General features: G+C 72.6%; 20 protein-coding genes and 1 pseudogene. 12 read left to right on the plus strand and 9 right to left on the minus strand.

Features of this window, described 5'->3' with window-relative positions; all coding sequences use genetic code 11:
• The first annotated feature begins 32 nt into the window (after positions 1 to 32).
• Entirely contained in the window at positions 33 to 230 is a 198-nt protein-coding gene (locus AB8A24_RS11730) for a hypothetical protein (protein WP_369475482.1), read from the plus strand.
• Positions 231 to 475: 245 nt separating this feature from the next.
• A complete protein-coding gene (locus AB8A24_RS11735) occupies positions 476 to 880 on the plus strand; it encodes a hypothetical protein (RefSeq protein WP_369475483.1) in 405 nt (134 codons plus the stop codon).
• A gap of 323 nt (positions 881 to 1,203) precedes the next feature.
• Here the strand turns inward: AB8A24_RS11735 and AB8A24_RS11740 are convergent, their stop codons facing one another.
• The 4 genes from AB8A24_RS11740 to AB8A24_RS11755 form a co-directional block, all read right to left on the minus strand.
• Positions 1,204 to 2,103: a polysaccharide deacetylase family protein gene (locus AB8A24_RS11740; protein WP_369475484.1), complete on the minus strand. Its 900-nt coding sequence runs from the start codon at positions 2,101 to 2,103 to the stop codon at positions 1,204 to 1,206.
• Positions 2,104 to 2,162: 59 nt separating this feature from the next.
• Complete coding sequence (locus tag AB8A24_RS11745) at positions 2,163 to 3,200, minus strand: PPK2 family polyphosphate kinase (RefSeq protein ID WP_369475485.1); 1,038 nt, start codon at positions 3,198 to 3,200, stop codon at positions 2,163 to 2,165.
• Positions 3,201 to 3,264: 64 nt separating this feature from the next.
• Positions 3,265 to 4,635, minus strand: a complete 1,371-nt coding sequence (locus tag AB8A24_RS11750) for an alkaline phosphatase PhoX (RefSeq protein WP_328961145.1) — start codon at positions 4,633 to 4,635, stop codon at positions 3,265 to 3,267.
• Positions 4,636 to 4,655: 20 nt separating this feature from the next.
• Complete coding sequence (locus AB8A24_RS11755) at positions 4,656 to 5,216, minus strand: hypothetical protein (RefSeq protein WP_328961144.1); 561 nt, start codon at positions 5,214 to 5,216, stop codon at positions 4,656 to 4,658.
• 247 nt (positions 5,217 to 5,463) lie between these two features.
• Here AB8A24_RS11755 and AB8A24_RS11760 point away from each other — a divergent pair, with 247 nt between their 5' ends.
• Positions 5,464 to 6,801 carry a cytochrome P450 gene (locus tag AB8A24_RS11760; protein ID WP_328961143.1) on the plus strand — a complete coding sequence of 446 codons (1,338 nt, stop codon included), beginning with the start codon at positions 5,464 to 5,466 and terminating at the stop codon, positions 6,799 to 6,801.
• A gap of 39 nt (positions 6,802 to 6,840) precedes the next feature.
• Positions 6,841 to 7,989, plus strand: a complete 1,149-nt coding sequence (locus tag AB8A24_RS11765) for an amidohydrolase family protein (RefSeq protein ID WP_328961142.1) — start codon at positions 6,841 to 6,843, stop codon at positions 7,987 to 7,989.
• A 59-nt stretch (positions 7,990 to 8,048) separates the two neighbouring features.
• Here AB8A24_RS11765 and AB8A24_RS11770 read toward each other — a convergent pair whose 3' ends face one another.
• Positions 8,049 to 8,477 carry an OsmC family protein gene (locus AB8A24_RS11770; RefSeq protein WP_266378132.1) on the minus strand — a complete coding sequence of 143 codons (429 nt, stop codon included), beginning with the start codon at positions 8,475 to 8,477 and terminating at the stop codon, positions 8,049 to 8,051.
• A 63-nt stretch (positions 8,478 to 8,540) separates the two neighbouring features.
• On the minus strand, positions 8,541 to 9,644 hold the full coding sequence (gene zapE, locus AB8A24_RS11775) for a cell division protein ZapE (protein ID WP_328961141.1): 1,104 nt from the start codon (positions 9,642 to 9,644) through the stop codon (positions 8,541 to 8,543).
• A 36-nt stretch (positions 9,645 to 9,680) separates the two neighbouring features.
• Here zapE and AB8A24_RS11780 point away from each other — a divergent pair, with 36 nt between their 5' ends.
• The 4 genes from AB8A24_RS11780 to msrB all read left to right on the plus strand — a co-directional run bounded on the left by AB8A24_RS11780 (position 9,681) and on the right by msrB (position 12,968).
• Positions 9,681 to 10,463, plus strand: a complete 783-nt coding sequence (locus AB8A24_RS11780; protein WP_328961140.1) for a pyrimidine reductase family protein — start codon at positions 9,681 to 9,683, stop codon at positions 10,461 to 10,463.
• 147 nt (positions 10,464 to 10,610) lie between these two features.
• Entirely contained in the window at positions 10,611 to 11,078 is a 468-nt protein-coding gene (locus AB8A24_RS11785; RefSeq protein ID WP_328961139.1) for an indole-3-glycerol phosphate synthase, read from the plus strand.
• 61 nt (positions 11,079 to 11,139) lie between these two features.
• Entirely contained in the window at positions 11,140 to 12,537 is a 1,398-nt protein-coding gene (gene murC, locus AB8A24_RS11790) for a UDP-N-acetylmuramate--L-alanine ligase (protein ID WP_369475486.1), read from the plus strand.
• A 23-nt stretch (positions 12,538 to 12,560) separates the two neighbouring features.
• The gene (gene msrB, locus AB8A24_RS11795; RefSeq protein WP_030719873.1) at positions 12,561 to 12,968 is read left to right on the plus strand and encodes a peptide-methionine (R)-S-oxide reductase MsrB; all 408 of its coding nucleotides are present in this window, start codon (positions 12,561 to 12,563) and stop codon (positions 12,966 to 12,968) included.
• A gap of 117 nt (positions 12,969 to 13,085) precedes the next feature.
• Here the strand turns inward: msrB and AB8A24_RS11800 are convergent, their stop codons facing one another.
• A complete protein-coding gene (locus AB8A24_RS11800) occupies positions 13,086 to 13,529 on the minus strand; it encodes a nuclear transport factor 2 family protein (protein WP_369475491.1) in 444 nt (147 codons plus the stop codon).
• A 328-nt stretch (positions 13,530 to 13,857) separates the two neighbouring features.
• Here AB8A24_RS11800 and AB8A24_RS11805 point away from each other — a divergent pair, with 328 nt between their 5' ends.
• From AB8A24_RS11805 to AB8A24_RS11820, 4 genes are read left to right on the plus strand one after another with little or no spacing between them, the layout of a single operon-like run.
• On the plus strand, positions 13,858 to 16,233 hold the full coding sequence (locus tag AB8A24_RS11805; protein WP_369475487.1) for a nitrate- and nitrite sensing domain-containing protein: 2,376 nt from the start codon (positions 13,858 to 13,860) through the stop codon (positions 16,231 to 16,233).
• On the plus strand, positions 16,230 to 16,646 hold the full coding sequence (locus AB8A24_RS11810; RefSeq protein ID WP_150260076.1) for a roadblock/LC7 domain-containing protein: 417 nt from the start codon (positions 16,230 to 16,232) through the stop codon (positions 16,644 to 16,646). Before AB8A24_RS11805 ends, AB8A24_RS11810 begins: the two co-directional genes overlap by 4 nt.
• Complete coding sequence (locus AB8A24_RS11815) at positions 16,646 to 17,020, plus strand: DUF742 domain-containing protein (RefSeq protein WP_369475488.1); 375 nt, start codon at positions 16,646 to 16,648, stop codon at positions 17,018 to 17,020. Before AB8A24_RS11810 ends, AB8A24_RS11815 begins: the two co-directional genes overlap by 1 nt.
• Positions 17,007 to 17,618: an ATP/GTP-binding protein gene (locus AB8A24_RS11820; protein WP_369475489.1), complete on the plus strand. Its 612-nt coding sequence runs from the start codon at positions 17,007 to 17,009 to the stop codon at positions 17,616 to 17,618. Before AB8A24_RS11815 ends, AB8A24_RS11820 begins: the two co-directional genes overlap by 14 nt.
• Here AB8A24_RS11820 and AB8A24_RS11825 read toward each other — a convergent pair.
• Complete coding sequence (locus AB8A24_RS11825; protein ID WP_328961134.1) at positions 17,608 to 18,528, minus strand: NAD(P)-dependent oxidoreductase; 921 nt, start codon at positions 18,526 to 18,528, stop codon at positions 17,608 to 17,610. The genes AB8A24_RS11820 and AB8A24_RS11825 overlap by 11 nt on opposite strands.
• Positions 18,525 to 18,798: pseudogene (locus AB8A24_RS11830) on the minus strand (hypothetical protein); the annotation flags it as partial. The pseudogene AB8A24_RS11830 and the gene AB8A24_RS11825, both read right to left, overlap by 4 nt.

The raw sequence follows: 18,798 nt of genomic DNA on the forward strand, positions 1-18,798 counted from the left end.
GCCGAGAGCCGCCGACCGGTAGGCTCGTCCGCATGGACCGGTCGGACGAGTCCCCGTCGTACTGCCCCGCACCCGCCGAACCCGCGCCCGACGGCCGGGTGGCGGGACCGCCCTACGCGGACTGCCCGCAGTGCGGCAAGCCCACCGAGTACGGGGTCGCCACCCCGGGCGTGGTGCTCTGCCCCGTGTGCGAGTGGCAGGAGGCCCAGCGCACCGCCTGCTCGGGCTAGAGCTTGGCGTCGAAGTGATCTCGGATTGTGGATCATGGAGGGGTGGTGCGTCGCCATGAACTGTCCGATGCCGAGCGGGAACTCATGCAGCGCCGCGTGACCGACGGCGGCCGCCGAGCGTCTGCTCGCCGCCCGCCCGCGGACGGTATCGGGAGCCGGGCGCTCAGGATTCCTGGACCAGGAGCCCGGTGGGTCACCCTGAAGTCGAGAAGGTGAGGTCAACCGTTTCGATTAGATTCACCCGTATGAACGTCACCCCTATGAACTCGGCGGCCCAGGCGTACGACACGGAGTTCCGGGTGCGGGGGCTGCGCGAACAGGGCTGGGGCCGTGGCCTGATGGCCGTGGCCGTACTCATCTGGCTGTGGCTGGGGTACTTGCTCGTGTTCCCCTTCAGCGTCGACGGCCACCGCGGTGCTGTCGAGTGCGAGTCCCGCGCCTTCCACGAGACCGGATACCTCCGCGAGTCCTACCTCGTGGACGAGGGCGACACCTGCGACGGCGCGCGCGACTGGGGCCCGATCACCGCCGGCCTGCTGCTCTCCCTCCCCTTCGCCATCGGAGGTGCCGGCCTGTTCGTGTCGGGTACCGCGACGGTCCGCACCGCCGCGTACGCCGCGGACATCGCCCGCCTGAACATCGACGAGTAGTCCTGGACCCCGTCCGGCCGGGCCGGGGTGCCTGCCGAGGAGTTCAGGGGTCCGGTCACCGTTTCCTACCGGGCCTCACCGACCCGGTAGAGGCGGCCGCCCGAGCCGTCCGGGCCTGCGGCTGCTGCCCCTCCACCGGCAGGCGGGGGAACCTCGGTCGGGCAGGTAGCCGCCGCGCATCAGGTCCGTCCGCGGCATCTCGTCGACGCATGGCCCGCACGGATCCAGCGCGGTCGGTCGCGGCAGCTTGCATGTCGTGCCGGGAGGTGCGATTCCGGCAGGATCCGGAAGGCAGGGCCCAGGCCCCAGGGGTCGCGCCCGCGCTATTTGCCGATCAGCTCGGAGACCTTCACGAACCGGTAGCCGCGCTTGCGCAGCTCCGGGACGATCCGCTGGACGGCCTCCTCCGTGACCGGGGCCGCGCTGCGCGTGCAGTGCATGACCACCACCGAGCCGGGCTTCACGCCGTCGAGCACCTGCTCGGCGACGGCGACCGGGTCCTTGGCGAAGGCGTCCCCGCTGACCACGTCCCACTGGACGGCCGTGACCTGGGCCGTGGACAGGGCCCGCAGCGCCTGGTCGTCGTAGCAGCCGCCGGGGAAGCGGAAGTACGGGACGGTGTTGACGGCGCCCGCCTTTTTGAAGGCGGCGAAGGCCCGGTCGACGTCGGCGCGGGCGGCCGCGCCGTCGAGCGCGGGCAGCCCGTAGCAGGGGGACTTGAAGGCGTGGTGGCTGTACGAGTGGTTCGCGATCTCGAAGTTCGGGTCGGTACCGATCGACTTGGCCTGGTCCGGGTACTCCTCGGCCCAGCGGCCCGTCATGAAGATCGTCGAGGGCACCTTGAGGGTGCGCAGGGTCGAGATCAGCGCGGGGTTGTCGAAGTGCTCCCCGTCCGCGGCGCGCGGCCCCTGATCGGAGGTCATGTCGGCATCGAAGGTCAGCGCCACGGTCTTGTCCGTCCGCTGCTTCGACCGTTCGAAGACGGCGGTCAGGCCGTTCGGGCCGGGCGCCATGGTCGGGGGCTTGGCAGGCGCACCGGCCTGCGGGGACGCGGCGGGCGCTCCGGCGGCGGACGTCGAGGCGGAGGCCGAGGCGGAGGGGGTGCCCATACGGGCCTCGCGGCCGGCGTCCGGCGCCCCGGCGCCGCCCCCGCATCCCGCGAGCGCGGCGCCGAGCACCGCCGTGGCGGCTGCGGCAGCTACTTTTCGTACGGAATTGGTCACGTACGTAAACTATATGACTAACTGATCAGAAGAATGAACGACAGGCGGTCAGGCGGAACTCACCTCGCCAGCAGCCTCCTGCGGCACTCCTCGACGTCGAACTCCCCCTTCGGATACTGCGGATCGATGTCCTCCAGGTGCTCCCGCAGCAGTGTGCTGATCGCCCAGTTGCGGTACCACTTGCGGTCCGCGGGCACCACGTACCAGGGCGTCGCATCGGTGGAGCAGCGCTTCAGCGCCACCTCGTACGCCTCCTGGTACGCGGGCCACATGGTGCGCTCCTCGATGTCGCCCACGTTGAACTTCCAGTGCTTGTCCGGGTTGTCCAGCCGCTGCAGGAGCCGGGTCCGCTGCTCCTCGTAGCCGATGTGCAGGAAGACCTTCACCAGGGTCACGCCGTCGTCCGCGAGGGCCTTCTCGAACCGGTTGATCTGGGCGTACCGGGCGCGCACCCGGTTACGTGGCACCAGCTCGCGGACCCGGGCGATGAGTACGTCCTCGTAGTGGGAGCGGTCGAAGATGCCGATCTCGCCCGGCCGGGGGAGCTCCTGCTCGATCCGCCACAGGAAGGGGTGGCCCAGCTCCTCCTCGGTGGGCGCCTTGAAGGCCTTGATCCGGCAGCCGGAGGGGTTGAACAGGCCGATCACGTGCTTGAGGGTGCCGCCCTTGCCGCTGGTGTCCATGCCCTGGAGGACGAGCAGCACCCGGCGGCGGTCGCCGGCGGTGCTCGCCGCGTACAGCTGCTCCTGGAGGGAGCCGAGCGGCTGCGCCAGCAGAGCGGTGGCGGCCACCCCGGCCGCCTTGTCGGCGGGGCCGCCGGGGGTCGCGGAGGGGTCGCGGCGGCCGAGGTCCGGCCGTTCGCCCGGGGTGACGCGCAGCAGCTCCCGCAGCGGGCGGGCCCCGGAGCCCTCGGCAGCGGACCGCTTCCCGGGCTTCCCGGACTTCCCTGGCTTGGAGTCCTTCGCGCTCTTCGCGGTCTTCGCGGGCTCGGCGGATTTCTCCCGCATCTCCCGTTCTTCCGGCCTCCCCTGCCGCTTCTCGGACGACTTCGCCGGTTTCCGCTTCTCGCCCCGCTTCTCGTTCTGCTTCCCGGCCATCGCTGACCACCCCAATCCCGTCGGTTCCGTACGATCTTCCGGCAGACCGAACGGGAGCGCGAGATCAGTGCCAGGGTCCCGTCACCGCGAACGTGGTCCCCGGCGCGTAGGCGTTCACGAACATCGTCCGCCCGTCGGGGGAGAAGGTGACCCCGGCGAACTCCCCCCACTCCGGGGCCCCGGAGCCTGCGATGTCCTCGGCGTTGCGGGCCATCGGGTAGACCTCACCGCCCTCCGTCACCCCGAAGACGTACTGCGCGCCGCCGCCGTCCTCGCACACCATCAGTCCGCCGTCCGGGGCCAGGCAGATGTTGTCGGGGGAGTCCCCGGGCAGCGCGATGTCGGCGGCCGGGCCGAAGCGCACGTCCAGGCGGATCGTGGAGCGCCGCGGGTCGTGGAACCACACCTGCCCGTGGTGGTCGGCGGCCGCGCCCTCACCGCTGCGCGCGAAGCTGGACACGAAGTGCACCCCGCCGTCGCCCCAGTAGCAGCCCTCCAGCTTCTGCGCGTGGGTGATCCCGCCGGGCCCGAAGTCCTGGAGCCGGATCGGCGTCCCGGCCGCCGAGGGGTCGGGTACGGGCACCCACTCCACCTGGAACTCCGCCCCGGGCTCGTCCACCACCGCCAGGTCCGCGAGCCCCGGCACCCGCAGCGCCTCCAGCCGGCCCCCGGCCCGCAGCGAGCCGAGCCCGCCCAGCGGTCGCTCCGGCAGGAACCGGTAGAACAGCCCGAACGGCCGGACGAAGGCGTCCTCGGTCTCGTAGACGACCCCGCGGTACGGGTCCACGGCGACGGCCTCGTGCGCGAAGCGGCCCATCGCGGTGAGCGGCACCGCGCCCGAGCGGCGCGGGTCGGCCGGGTCGACCTCGAAGACGTAGCCGTGGTCGCGGCTGTAGCCGGAGGTGCCCGCGCGGTCCTCGGTCTCCTCGCAGCTCAGCCAGGTGTTCCAGGGGGTGCGGCCGCCCGCGCAGTTGACGGCGGTGCCGGCGAGGGCGACCCGCTCGCCGGTGACCCGCCCGGCCGCGTCCAGCTCCAGGGCGGTGCAGCCGCCGAGGGCCTCGGGGTCGTAGGTCAGCCCCGGGACCGCGGGGACGCGCAGGGCGGCGGTGGTGCGGTTCTCGTGGTTGCGGACGAGGCGTACGCGGCCGCCGTCGGCCCCGAAGGCGGCCATGCCGTCGCAGTTGGCGGGTACGGGTCCCTCGCCGGAGCGCAGCGGCTCGCCGGCCCGGGACAGCACCCGGTACGTGAACCCCGCGGGCAGGTCGAGCAGCCCGCGCGGATCGGCGACCAGCGGCCCGTACCCGCGGTCGGTGCGGGGGGTCCGCGGGGCCCGGGCGGCGGCGGCCCGGGAGCCGCCCCCGGCGAACAGGGCGCCGAGGGCACCGCTGAAGGTGATCCCGCCCGCGGCGAGCAGGCTGCGTCGGGTGAGGGACATCGGCGGCTCCCGGCGCGGCATCAGAGCGACGGCTTGGGGCGGGTGGTACCCGGAAGGCAGGTCACCGCCCGGTTGAAGGTCTCGAACAGGCCGTCGGGGTTCTTCTTCCAGAGCCACATGTGCAAGGCGTAGTGCACGGGCTGACCGGGGAAGTTGCCGGGCTTGGGGCCCTTGAAGGGGATGCCGAACAGGGTGGGGCGGTCGTCGTCCGTCGTCAGCTTCTGGTCGCGGTCGTAGACCAGCCACTGGACCGCCACGAGCCGTTTGCCGCCGCGCCCGTCGTCCTCGTAGAACAGCGCGGCGGGCTTCCTCGGGTCGAGGGAGTTGTCGTACTTGTGGTTGAAGTGCGGGTAACCGAGCGCGCCCGGGCCCGCCTTGTCGACGACGCAGTACTGGTCGGGCTTGTAGCCGTCCGCCACGGCGTTGGCGTGCACCTGATACCGGGCGGTCGCCGCGTACGTGAGGGCCCGGTCGCCCTGGGCCCGGCCGGGGCCCGGGTCCGCGGCGGCGAGCGGAGCGGCGACGGCCGCCAGGGTGAGCGAGGCGGCTGCCGTGAGGGCCAGGGCGAGACGACGGGCCATGCGCGGGCTCCTTGTGACGGGCTGGCTGGGGCACCTGCAGCCCTTCCCCGGGCCGCCGCGCCCGCCACACACTCGGCCCGGACGGGCGACCGCCGATCGGCTGACGGTCGCCCGGACCCGTACCCCGACCCGACCCGGCACCCGCCGCCGCCGGCTCACTCGAACGGGAACGGCGTCGTTTCGCGACGTACCCGCGCGGGGAACCGGTGTTGTCCCCAGCAGGCGAGTGCGACGGAGGGTACGGACCATGGCGCAGCAGGAGGCGGCACCGGACGGCGGCGGAGAGCTGCACGAGATCGTGTCGGCCGTGTCCAGGGGCGCGCCGGAGTACCGGCAGTGCCCCCATCCGATGTACGCCGCCCTGCGCGAGCGGGATCCGGTGTGCCGGCTGACCCCTCCCCACGGGATCGACACGTACCTCATCACCCGTCACGACGACGCCCGTGAGGCGCTGTCGGACCCCCGCTTCAGCAAGAACATGCACGGCGCCATCGACACCTACCACGCGGTGTACGGCAGCTTCTTCGACGCCCTCGACGACAACGTGCTCTTCTCCGACCCGCCCCGGCACACACGGCTGCGCCGCGTCCTGCGGAGCGCCTTCACCCCCCGACGGGTGGAGCAGATGCGTCCGAGGATCACCGAGATCGCCGAGCACATCCTCCGCGAGTGCCGCGAGGCGGGCACGGTCGACCTCATGGCCTCGTTCGCGTTCCCGCTGCCCGTCGCGGTCCTGTGCGAACTGATGGGCATCCCCCAGGAGGACCGCCCGGAGATCCTGGAGCAGTTCGCGGTGGTGACCCGCTCCCGCTTCGACCCCAGCAGGAAGGCCGAGCTGAAGGCGGCCGAGGAGCGTCTGCAGCACCGGTTGGAGCGGCTCATCGCGGACACGCGCGCGCACCCGTCGGACTCCTTCCTCAGCGACCTCCTCCAGGGGGAGGAACAGCTGGAGGATCCCGAACTGGTCGCGTCGCTGTGGGTGCTGTTCTTCGCCGGCCACAAGACCACCGCCTACCAGATCGGCAACTCCGTCCTCAACCTGCTGCTGCGCCCCGATCAGGCGGCCCTGCTGCGCGAGGACCCCGCGCTCGTCCCGCGGGCGGTCGAGGAGATGCTGCGCTTCGAGGGCTCGGTGGAGACCTCGACCTTCCGGTACGCGACGCAGGACGCCGAGATCCGGGGCACGCGGATCCCCGAGGGCTCCCTCGTGCAGATCGCGATCTCCTCGGCCAACCGGGACCCCGAGAAGTTCGACCTCCCCGACGAGTTGGACGTGACCCGCGAGGGCCTGCAAGGTACGCACCTGGGCTTCGGGCACGGCACCCACTACTGCCTGGGGGCGCCGCTGGCACGGCTCGAACTCGAGATCGCGCTCGCCACCCTCCTGCGGGAGTTCCCGGACATGGAGCTCGCCGACGCGCGCGAGACCGGGAAGGCATGGCTCAAGGGGCCGGTGCCGGCGTTCCGGGGCCTCGAACACCTCCGGCTCGTCCTGGTGCCGGAGCGGGAGCGGGAGCCGGCCCCGGTCCGACCCGACGCGGATCCGGGCGAGGCGTCCCTGGCCTCCGTGGCCTCCGGTACGTAACCCAGACCCGATGGGCGGTGGATCGGCATGACGGATTCCATGAGTACCTCCGCACTGCGCCTCCTTGGGACGCCGGCGGACGAACTGCGCATTGCCGCGGTGGGCACCAGCGAGGTCATCCGGGTCGCGCACGGTCCCTCCGCGCCGGGCACGGACGCGGCGCGCACGGTCCATCCGAAGATCGACATGCATCATCACTTCTGCGCGCCGCAGTGGCGCGACTGGGCCGCGCACCACGAACTGATCAACCCGGACCGGCTGCCCCCGTGGTCCCGGCTCGACACCGAGGCGGCGATCCGTTTCATGGACGACGCGGGCATCACGACCGCCGTCCTCAAGCCGATGCTGCCGGCGCGCTACCGGTCGTCGGCGCAGCTGCGCGAAGCCATCAACATCACGCTGCAGTCGATGATCGAGGTGGCGCAGTCGCATCCGGGACGGTTCTCGTACTACGTGCCGCTCTTCCTGGACGACGCGGAGGCCTCGTCCTGGGCCGTACGCCGTGGGCTCGGGCAGCTCGGGGCCGTCGGGGTGAACGTGACGGCCAACTACGGGGGCGTCTACCTCGGCGATCCCGCCTACGACCGGCTGTTCCACGAGCTGAACGAGTTCTCCGCCGTGGTGGACACCCACCCCCACAACCTTCCGGACGGCCCGTGCGGCCCGCCCGGTGGGTCCGGTCCGACGTCCGGCCCGCCGTCCGGCCCCGGTGCGTCGGGTCCGCCCGGTGGGTCGACGGTCCCGGGTATCCCGAACTTCATGTGCGACTTCCTGCTGGACACCACGCGCGCCGCCGTGAACATGATCAGCAGGAGGACGCTGGACCGCTTCCCGGACATCTCCGTCGTCCTGCCGCACGCCGGGGGCTTCCTGCCGTACATCGCGACGCGCCTGCAGGCTCTCGGGCGGTTCTGCGAACCGCGTGTCGAGCCCGCCGCCGTCCGTGACCACCTGAGCCGCTTCTACTACGACACGGCAGGCCCCATGGCGCCCGCCGCGACCCTGCTGGAGCACGTCCCGGCCGACCACATCCTCTTCGGCACGGACTGGCCCGCCGCCCCCGCCGACACGGTCACGGACCTGGCGCTGCCCGCCCTGGAAGCCGACCCGGCCTTCACCCCGGAGCAGCTGCGGGGGATCTACCACGGCAACGCGCTGCGCCTGATCCCGCAGCTGGCGACCGCCTGACGGGGGGTGCGGGCCGCGGTGCGCGGCCCGCACCCCCGCCGGAGCGGAAGCGGGAGCGATCAGACGAGCTTGGCGCTCAGGGTGATCGTGGTGCCCGTCAGCGCCTGGCTGACCGGGCAGTTCGCCTTGGCGTCCTCGGCCGCGGCGGTGAACGCGTCGGCGTCCAGGCCCGGTACCTCGCCCTCGGTGGTGAGGTGGATGCCGGTGATGCCCTTGCCGGGCACGAAGGTGACGGCCGCCGACGTGGTCAGCTTGGCCGGCGGGTTGCCCGCCTTCGCGAGGACGTTCGAGAAGGCCATGTTGAAGCAGCTGGAGTGCGCGGCGGCGATGAGCTCCTCCGGGCTGGTCCGCCCGTTCGCCACCTCGTCGGTGCGCGCGGGCCAGGAGACCGGGTAGCTGCCGAGGCCGGACGAGTCGAGGGTGACGACGCCCTTGCCCTCGAGCAGGTCGCCTTCCCAGACGGCGTGTGCGTTACGTGTGGCGGCCATGGTGGATCCCTTCGAAGATGTGGGAAACGGCCGGGCTCCCGAAAGAGCCCGGCGTCCCCAAACCTACTGGGAGACCAGGGGCTTCGCGTCGCGCGCCAGGGCGGTGAGCCGCGATATGGCGCGGAAGTACTTCTTCCGATAGCCGCCGTTCAGCATTTCCTCACTGAACAGCTTGTCGAAGGGGACACCCGAGGCCAGCACCGGGATCTCGCGGTCGTACAGGCGGTCGGCCAGTACCACCAGCCGCAGCGCCGTCGACTGGTCCGGCACCGGGCCGACATCGGTCAGGCAGACCGCCGTGAGGCCGTCGGTCAGCGCGCCGTAGCGGCTGGGGTGCACCCGGGCCAGGTGTTCGAGCAGGCCGGGGAAGTCGTCCAGGCTCGCGCCCTCGGTCGCGTACGCCGCCTTGGTGACCTGCTCGTCGGAGAAGGGCGCCGGGGCCTCGGGCAGACCGCGGTGGCGGTAGTCCTGGCCGTCGATCCGCAGCGGCCGGAAGTGCGCCGACAACCCCTGGATCTCGCGCAGGAAGTCGGCGGCGGCGAAGCGGCCCTCGCCGAGCTTGCCGGGCAGCGTGTTGGAGGTGGCGGCCAGCGCCACACCCTGCTCGACGAGGCGTCTGAGCAGCGAGGACACCAGGACGGTGTCGCCCGGGTCGTCCAGCTCGAACTCGTCGATGCACAGCAGCCGGTGTCCGCCCAGGGTCTGCACGGTCTGCTGGAAGCCGAGCGCGCCGACCAGGTTGGTCAGCTCCACGAAGGTGCCGAAGGCCTTGAGCGCGGGCTCGGCCGGGGTGGCGTGCCACAGGGAGGCCAGCAGGTGGGTCTTGCCGACGCCGTAGCCGCCGTCGAGGTAGACCCCGCGCGGGGCGGTGGGGGCGGCCGGCTTCTTCGAGAACCAGCGCTTCTTGCCGGCGCCGCTGGCGTGCGCGCCGCCGAGACCGGCGGCGAAGCCGCTCAGCACGGTGACGGCCTCGGCCTGGCTGGGCTGGGTCGGGTCCGGGTCGTACGTGTCGAAGCGCACCGAGTCGAAGCGCGGCGGCGGCACCATCTCGGCCACCAGCCGCTCGGCGGGCACCCGCGGCTCGCGCGCGCAGAGGGCCTGGGGGCCCGCGTCGGCTATGGGCGGCCGGCCGGAGGTGTAACCGGAGGTGGAGAGAGATGTCGACACAGCTCTCAACTCTACGGGGCGTGGCACACTGCACCGATGCGACGCCTGTTCCCTGTGACCGATCAGACATCAGCCTCGCCCCAGGACCTGGCCGACCGGGAGTGGTCGCTCGACGAGCTGGCGGAGGCCTACGCGTACCCGGAGCTGGCGGCGGACGGCCACTGGCTCCGGGCGAACATGGTCTCCACCCTGGACGGGGCGGCCCAGCACGACGGCCGCTCGCAGCCCATCTCCGGCGAGACCGACATGCGGATCTTCGGCACCCTGCGGGCGCTGGCCGATGTGGTGGTCGTCGGCGCGGAAACGGTTCGCCAGGAGGGCTACCGTCCCGCCCGCGCCCGGGAAGCCTTCGCCGCCCGCCGGGCCGCCTCCGGGCAGGGCCCGGCCCCCGCCATCGCCGTGGTCACCGCGAGCCTGGACCTGGACTTCTCGCTGCCCCTGTTCACCTCGCCGCTGGTGCCGACCCTGGTGGTCACCGGAGCCGCCGCGCCCGCCGCCCGGGTGGCCGAGGCGGTCGGGGCCGGGGCCGAGGTCGTGGTGGCCGGTGAGGGCGCGGGCGTGGACACCGCCCGGGCGGTCCGGGAGCTCGCCGCGCGCGGGCTGCGCCGCCAGCTCACCGAGGGCGGGCCCCGGCTGCTGGGCCAGTTCGTGGCCGCCGACGCGCTGGACGAGCTGTGCCTGACGATCTCCCCGATGCTCGCGGCGGGCGGGGCCCAGCGGATCGCCGGCGGCCCTTCCGTCACGGTTCCGCACCGGCTCGCGCCCGCGTGTGTACTGGAAGAGGCCGGGTTCCTCTTCACGAGCTACCGTCGGATCTGACAAGGCCCGGAATTTGTCGTTCCGCTTTGCTTCCGCTGGGCACATAACTGGGCAGGTATGTCTGCGCAGGCCCCGTGCGACAGCGGGGCAGGATGGTTTCCGCAGGGGTCGGCCGGCCGGCCTCGGCCCATGAAGGAGAGGGCGTCCGTGTTCACGAGCGTATTGATGATCGAGCAGCCGTTGACGGCGGTGGACGTGGACTTCGTCACCACCCTGCACGGGGACGACGCGGTCTCCTTCATCGTCCTCATGCAACCCCGGGGCGACCAGGACCGACTGCTGCGCGCCATCGACGACGTAGCGCTCGGTGAGCTCCCCGAGGCCATTCACGAGGGTGACGAACCCGAGGGCGACGATGCCCTCGGCCCCGCCGCACACGCCCTCGCGCACTCCCTGAACGCGCTGCGCGCCAAGGGCGCCAAGGCCGTCGGGCAGATCATCGAGGACCACCCGCTCGACAAACTGAAGACCGTCGTGGACGAGCACGGCGCCGACGAGGTGATCGTCCTGACCGCCCCGCACTTCGTGGAGGAGTTCTTCCACCGGGACTGGGCCTCCCGCGCCCGTCACAAGGTCGGCGTTCCCGTGCTCAAGCTCTTCGCCCACAACGAATAGGCTTGGGGCCAGTCAGAGCCTCACGCGCACCCGCAAGAAACACGATCCTGGAGCGACCTGAATGAAGCCCGGCCTGCCGACCGCCATGGAACGGCCCCACTTCATCGGCATCGGCGGCGCCGGCATGTCCGGCATCGCGAAGATCCTGGCCCAGCGCGGAGCGCAGGTGGCCGGCAGCGACAGCCGCGGTGACTCCGAGACCACCGAGGCGCTGCGCGCCCACGGCGCCACGGTGCACGGCGGACACGCGGCCGACAACCTCGCCGCCGACTCCACCTGCGTGGTCGTCTCCAGCGCGATCCGCGCCGACAACCCCGAGCTGGCCCGCGCCGCCGAGCTGGGCATCCCCGTCGTGCACCGCTCCGACGCGCTGGCCGCCCTGATGGACGGGCTGCGGCCGATCGCCGTCGCCGGCACGCACGGCAAGACCACCACCACCTCGATGCTCGCGGTGTCCCTCTCGGCCCTGGGCCTGGACCCCTCGTACGCCATCGGCGGCGACCTGGACGCCCCCGGCTCCAACGCGCACCACGGCGAGGGCGACATCTTCGTCGCCGAGGCCGACGAGAGCGACCGCACCTTCCACAAGTACACCCCGCAGGTCGCGATCATCCTCAACGCGGAGCTCGACCACCACGCGAACTACGCCTCCATCGACGAGATCTACGAGTCCTTCGAGACCTTCGTCGGCAAGGTCGTGCCCGGCGGCACCCTCGTCGTCGCCCACGGTCAGGAGGGCGCCGCCGAGATCGCCCGCCGCGTCGCGGGCAAGGAGGGCCTCACGGTCGTCACGTACGGCGAGGAGGAGGGCGCCGACGTCCGCATCACCAAGATCACCCCGCGCGGCCTGACCAGCGAGGTCACCGTGATCCTGGACGGCCGGATGCTCACCTTCACCGTCTCGGTCCCCGGCCGCCACTACGCGCACAACGCCGTCGCGGCCCTCGCCGCGGGTGTGGCGCTCGGCATCCCGGCGCACAACCTGGCGAGCGCGCTCGGCAAGTACACCGGCGTCAAGCGCCGCCTCCAGCTCAAGGGCGAGGCCGCGGGCGTCCAGGTGATCGACTCCTACGCGCACCACCCCACCGAGATGACCGCCGACCTGGAAGCCATCCGCGGCGCCGCCGGCGACTCCCGGATCCTGGTCGTCTTCCAGCCGCACCTCTTCTCCCGCACCCAGGAGCTCGGCAAGGAGATGGGCCGGTCGCTGGCCCTCGCCGACGCCTCCCTGGTCCTGGACATCTACCCGGCCCGCGAGGACCCGATCCCCGGCGTCACCAGCGAACTCATCATCGCGGCCGCCAGGGCGGCGGGAGCCGACGTCACCGCCGAGCACGACAAGGCGGCCGTCGCCGACGCCATCGCGGGAATGGCCAAGCCCGGTGATCTCGTTCTCACCATGGGCGCGGGTGACGTCACGGACCTCGGTCCGGCCATCCTCGCCCGGCTGTCGAGCTGAAGGTACGAGGGAGCGGGAGAGTCATGTCCTACGAGGTCGAGAAGACGGACGAGCAGTGGCAGGCGGAGCTGACCCCGTCCGAGTACCAGGTACTGCGCCTGGCGGGCACCGAGCCGGCCTTCCGAGGTGAATACACCGACACCAAGACCGAGGGCGTCTACTCCTGTCGCGGCTGCGGGTCCGAGCTGTTCCGCTCGTCGGAGAAGTTCGAGTCGCACTGCGGCTGGCCGTCCTTCTACGACCCGAAGGACACCGACGCGGTCGAGCTGATCGCGGACACCTCGCACGGGATGGTCCGCACGGAGGTCCGCTGCGCGAAGTGCGGCTCCCACCTGGGCCACGTCTTCGAGGGCGAGGGCTACCCGACCCCGACGGACCAGCGGTACTGCATCAACAGCATCTCCCTGCGGCTGTCCCCGACGGAGGGCTGACGCGCGCGCGGTCCCCGGGCCGCGCGCCCGAGCCGCCTCGACGAGCCCCGGACCCCGATGGGTTCCGGGGCTCGCGCGCACCCTGCCGGCGTCCTCACGCCTGCCCCGGGGGCCACCTCACCCCCTCCCGGCCTCGAAGGCCCGGACGACGGCGAGGCTGTCCTCGTAGACGTGGTGCCGGGTGACGAGGCCGTCCTCGACGGTGAGGTGCAGGGCGAACCGCGCGCGGTACGCGCGTCCGGTGGGCCGGGCGGTTCCACGGATCTCGCCGAGCACGACCGCGTCACGTCCGTCGACGAGGATGCGCTCGACCTCGGTCCCCGCGTCCTCGGGCACGTGGTACTCGGCGAGCTCGCGGTAGTGGGCCGCGGCGTCGGCCCGGGTGGACCGGTGCCGGATCCAGGGCGTGTCGGTACGACCGTGCTCGGCCTCCGGCCAGTCGAGCTTCCAATCGCCCCGCTCGGCGTACAACGCGGCGATGCGCTCGGGGTCGCCCTCGCCGATCCTGCTCAGCAACTCCTCGACCACGGTGCGCGTGTCCGCAGGTGCGGCTTCGAACATGGCTGACATGGCTGACCCCTCCGTCCCGGTTCCGCGCCCTTCGACGCGGCGAGACCGCCATCGTGCCCGTACGGGCATGCCGCGACGATTACCTCCGAGGTAAGGCGGGACCGGCCGGGCTCGGCCCAGGGGCAGAGCCATTCCTCGGCGGCCGGAACCCAACGGGGCGGCCTTGGTGTCGAGTACGTCGCGGTTCGATTCCGATCCGATCTCTGGCCTGCGATGATTTCCCGTAACTAGCACGCTTCGGGCTCGGAAGACACCTATCCGAAACTCCGCCATGTCTGGTTATGATCGGCCTCCCGCCGTCCCCCGCTCGCGAGGACCGATGTCTCCCACAGAACCCGAAGGCATACGACGGCAGTCGACGACCCGTCGGCGGCGCACCGTGCGTCTGCGCACCCTGCTCATCTGGCTGGCGGTGGTCCCCACCGTCGCGATGGGCACCCAAGTGACGGTGACCGCGGAGCGGTTGCTGGCCCAGTCGGAGAAGCTGCGGTCCGACGTGGCGGCCGCCGAACAGGTCGGCGCCCCGCTCTACACGCTCATGGTCGACATGCAGGCCGAGCGGACGGCGACCGCCGCCCGATGGGCGGGCAACGACGGGTCCGAGGGCGAACTGCGCGTCCGGCGCGAGGCCACGGACCTGGCCGCGGCCGAGTTCCGTCGACTGGCGGTCGACCCCTCGCGGTCCTTCTCCGAGGTGACCCGGCAGCTGGAGAAACTGGCCGAATACCGGCAGCGCGCCGATGCCCGCAGCGGCGCCGCCGACGGCACGCTGGCCTACTACTCCGAGGTGATCGGCAAGGTCATCCAGGTGTACCAGCAGGAGTTCAGCCACGCCGAGGACGCCGAACTCGCCCAGGCGAGCCGCCCCGTGGTGTCGATGCTCCAGGCCACCGAGATGGTGGCGCGCGAGGACACCGTCCTGGCCCTGGCCGGGCCGTCCGGGGAACTGACCTTCGTCGGCTACGACCAGTTCGTCAGCGCCCTGGGCGCCCAGCGGTACTTGCACGAAGCGCTGATCGTGCCGCACCTGACGGCCCGGGACCAGCGGTTCTACGAGCGGGTCGTGGGCTCTGCGGACTGGCAGACCAAGACACGCATCGAGAGCGCGGTCCTCTCCGGGCACAAGGACATCGTCTCGGGGATCAGGCTGCCCGCCGAGGTCGGCGGCTGGTCGTCCGCGCACGCCAACTTCTCGGTGCAGATGACCACGCTCAACATCGACCTGGCGCGCTCGGTGCTCGCCCGCGGCGAGGCCAAGGCCGGGGAGCTGCAGACCGAGGTCGCCTGGCTGATCGGGGGCAGCGCCGGCGGGCTGCTCGCCGTGGTGGTCGTGGTCTTCTTCACCACCCGGTCGGTGCTCCGCCGCCTGAACGACCTGCACGAACGCACGGTGACCGTCGCCGAGGAGACCCTTCCCGACGTCGTCGCCCGGCTCCAGCGCGGCCAGTCCGTGGACCCGGACGCCCTGCCGGCCGTGACCGGGGACCGGGACGAGGTCGGACGCATCAGCGACGCCTTCGCCCGGGCCGTCGAGGTCTCCGTCGACGGACACCGCCGACTCGCCGCCGAGCGCCACGGATTCGGCCTGTTCGCCTCGGGCATCGCCTCGCGCACCGGAAACCTGGTCAGCCGCCAGCTGAGCCTCACCGAGGACCTCCAGGACACCTTCGGCCACGACGAGGCGCTGCTCGCCGAGCTGATGCGGGCCGACCAGCTGACGGTCGGCATGCGGCGGCAGATCGAGAACCTCCTCATCCTGGCGGGCGGCGAGGTCCCCGACCCGCACACCGAGCCCATGCGGGTCGCCGACCTGCTGCGCGAAGCGGCCGCGGAGGTCGAGGACTTCCGGCGCATCGAGCGCCAGGCCCTGGACGAGACCAGCGTGGAACCGAGCGCGATCAGCCAGATCAGCCACCTGCTCGCGGAGCTGCTGGACAACGCCACCCGCTTCTCCCCGCCGAAGTCCAAGGTGGTCATCCGCGCCGAACTGGTGACGGACGGCCTGTCGGTCGAGATCGAGGACCGCGGGCCGCGGGTGAGCCCGGAGCGCTACGAGGAGATGAACGGGCGCCTGCACGAGGCCCCGCCGTACTCCGTGCTGGCGCAGAACGCGCACCGGCTCGGCCTCTTCGTGGTCGGGCACCTCGCCGACCAGCTCCGCGCGACGGTCACCCTGCGCCGCTCGGTGTACGGGGGCACCTCGGCGGTGGTGATCCTGCCCAGGCAGCTGCTGGTGGCGACCGACCCGCAGGCCCCGCGCGAGATCGAGCCGCAGCCCCGGGTCCTGGAATTGCTCCCGGCCCCGGCCCCGGCCCCGGCCGCCTCCGGGTCGAGCGTGTCCGCGGTAGGCGAGTCCGCAGCCGAGCCCGCCCCCGCCCCCGAGCGTGCCCCGGAGCCCGAGCCGGTCGTGCACACGAGCGCCGGGCTGCCGAGCCGCCGTACGAAGGCACCTGTGGCGGTGGCCGTGCCCGTGCCCGCGCCCGCACTCGTACCCGTACCCGCACCCGGGGCGCGTCCGGCCCTCCCGGAGCGCGTCCCGCAGACCCACATCGCCGAACAGCTGCGCGAGCCCCGCGCGCAGGAAAGCGTGGTCCGGCCCGACACCGCGACACCCGAAGAGGTGGCCGATGCCTGGGCGGACTACGAACAGGGGACCCAGACAGTGGAAGAAGAGCTCCGACGGGATCAGCCATGACCACCTCATCGAACACCGCGGCATCCAACGACGCGATCTACAGCGTCCTCGACAACAACCTGAGCAGGATCGCCGGCGTCCAGGGAGCCGTGCTGCTCTCCAACGACGGCATCAAGCTCAGCGCCTACCTGCTGGACGAGCCCCAGGCCGAGCGCATGGCGGCCGCGGCCTCCGGCATCGCGTCCACGATGAAGGCGATATCCCGGGAGATCGACGGCGGTCGGGTCATCCGCCAACTGGTCGAGATGGACGACCGGTACCTCTGCATCGTCGGGTGCGGCGAGGGCAGCACGCTCATCGTGGTGACCTCCCGCAAGGCGCGGCTCGGGGAGCTGGGCGGCGAGGCCGTACGGACCGCCCAGGCGCTCGGCGAGTGGCTGGGCACCCCCGAGCGCGGCCAGCCGTCCGCGTAATGCCGCAGGACGAGCCACAGTCGCAGCCGACAGGCCGCCGCCGGACGCGGCTGTACGCCCTGACCGATGGGCGTACGGCCGCCGCGCACACCGTCCTCACCATGGACACCACCATCACGGCGGCGGCCGACGGCGAGGTGGACGGGACCCTGCCCACCGAGTGGCAGGAGATCCTCGCCATGTGCGCGCCGCCGGGCGGGCGGGCCGTCGCCGAGATAGCGGCGCGGATGCACATCCGACTCACCCCGATGACGCTGCTCCTCGGCGAACTCGCCGACCGCGGGCTGATCCACCACCGGCCGCCCCTGGCGGTCGCCGAGACCACCGACGTCCACCTGCTCCAGAGAATCAGGGACAGCCTTGCCCGGATATGACACGACCGCCCCGCGGGAACAGGAACAGCAAACGGCCCCGGTCAAGATCCTCGTCGCCGGTGGGTTCGGGGTCGGGAAGACGACCCTGGTGGAGACGATCTCCGAGATCGAGCCACTGCGTACGGAGGAGCGGCTGACGTCCGCCGGGATCGGTGTCGACGACCTCGACGGCATCGAGTCCAAGACGGTGACCACCGTGGCGATGGACTTCGGCCGGCTCACCCTCACCGACGCCGGTGTGGTCCTCTACCTGTTCGGCACGCCCGGCCAGGAGCGCTTCTGGTTCATGTGGGACGACCTGCTGAACGGGGCGCTCGGGGCGATCGTGCTGGTCGACACCCGGCGCCTGGACCGCAGCTTCCCGGCCGTGGACTTCTTCGAGAGCCGCGGACTGCCCTTCGTGGTCGGCGCGAACTGCTTCCACGGCGAACAGCCCTACACCGCCGAGGAGATCGGGGCCGCGCTGCACCTGCGGGATCCGAACACGCCCGTCCTGATGCTCGACGCCCGCTCCCGTACGGACGTCCGCGGCTCCCTGCTCGCGCTGCTCGACCTGCTCATCGCCAAGGCGCAGGCCCCGGCGGCCGTCAGCGGCTGAGCTCCGGCCGGGATCCGGTCACCGAGGCCAGGTGGTCCGCCAGGTTCCGGTGCGGGGCCCAGCCCTGGGCCCGGGCCCGGCCGAGGTCCAGGACCACCGGGTGCGCCAGCTGGTCCACCGCGTAGCGGCTGAGGGCCGGTTCGGCCCCGGCCACCGTCGCCACCGCCTCCGCGATCCGGGCCGCCGCGCCGGCCACCGGCAGCGGGAGGTGCCGGATCCTGGCCCGGACGCCGTGGGCGCGCAGGACCGCGCGGACCGCCGCGTCACGGCCGTACGGCTCCCCGTCGGCGATGTTGTACGCGCCCGGCGTCCAGGCCGCCGCCAGCAGGCACGCACGCGTCAGGTTCTCCACCGCCGTGAGACTGAGCCGTACGTCCGGGCCGGGCAACAGCAGGGTGCCCGCCCGGACCCGGGACAGCAGCCGGGGCAGCAGGGTGGTGTCGCCCGGCCCGTAGACGGCCCGCGGCCGCAGCACCACCGCCCCGGCGGCCAGCGCCAGGTCCTCGCCCTCCGCCTTCGTCCGCCCGTAGGCGTTCAACTGCCCGGCGCGTGGGTGGCCCTCGTCGACCAGGCCGCGGTCGTGCCGGGGGTCGTAGACGCTGGCGCTGCTCACCCACACCACGGGCCGCCCGCCCGCCGCCCGGAGCAGCCGCCGCGTGCCGTCCACGTTCACCGCGCGCATCAGCGCCGCGGCCCGCGAGCCGGGGGCCGGATCGCCGACGGCCGCCGCGCAGTGCACCACCAGCTCCACGCCCGCCAGGTCCGGCGGCTCCGCGGCCGCGTCCCAGAAGCGGTGCGTGCCCACCGGGCCCGGCCTGCGGCCCAGGCACACCACCTCGGCGCCGGCCGCCGCGGCGGCCCGGGCGATGTGCCCGCCGCAGAAGCCGCTCGCGCCGGTGACCGCGATCACGCCAGGCTCCCGCAGGGCCCGGCCGCGCAGACACGCGCCTCGCGGTCCCCGGCCCGTACGGTCAGCACGCGCCAGCCAGGCAGCGCCGCCCCCCGGTCCACCCGGGCCCGGGTCACCACCGGCCGGTACGGGGCCAGCGCGCCCAGGACGTCGGCCAGTTGGGCCCGGGCGAGCCGGGCCCCGGGGCACGCGTGCGGTCCGGCGCCGAACACCAGCCGGTCCACGGCGGGGCCGGCGGGCCGCCGGGCGTCCGGGTCACGCCGGTGCGCC

The sequence above is a fragment of the Streptomyces sp. BF23-19 genome, assembly GCF_041106355.1.
In the GTDB taxonomy this organism is placed as follows: domain Bacteria; phylum Actinomycetota; class Actinomycetes; order Streptomycetales; family Streptomycetaceae; genus Streptomyces; species Streptomyces virginiae_A.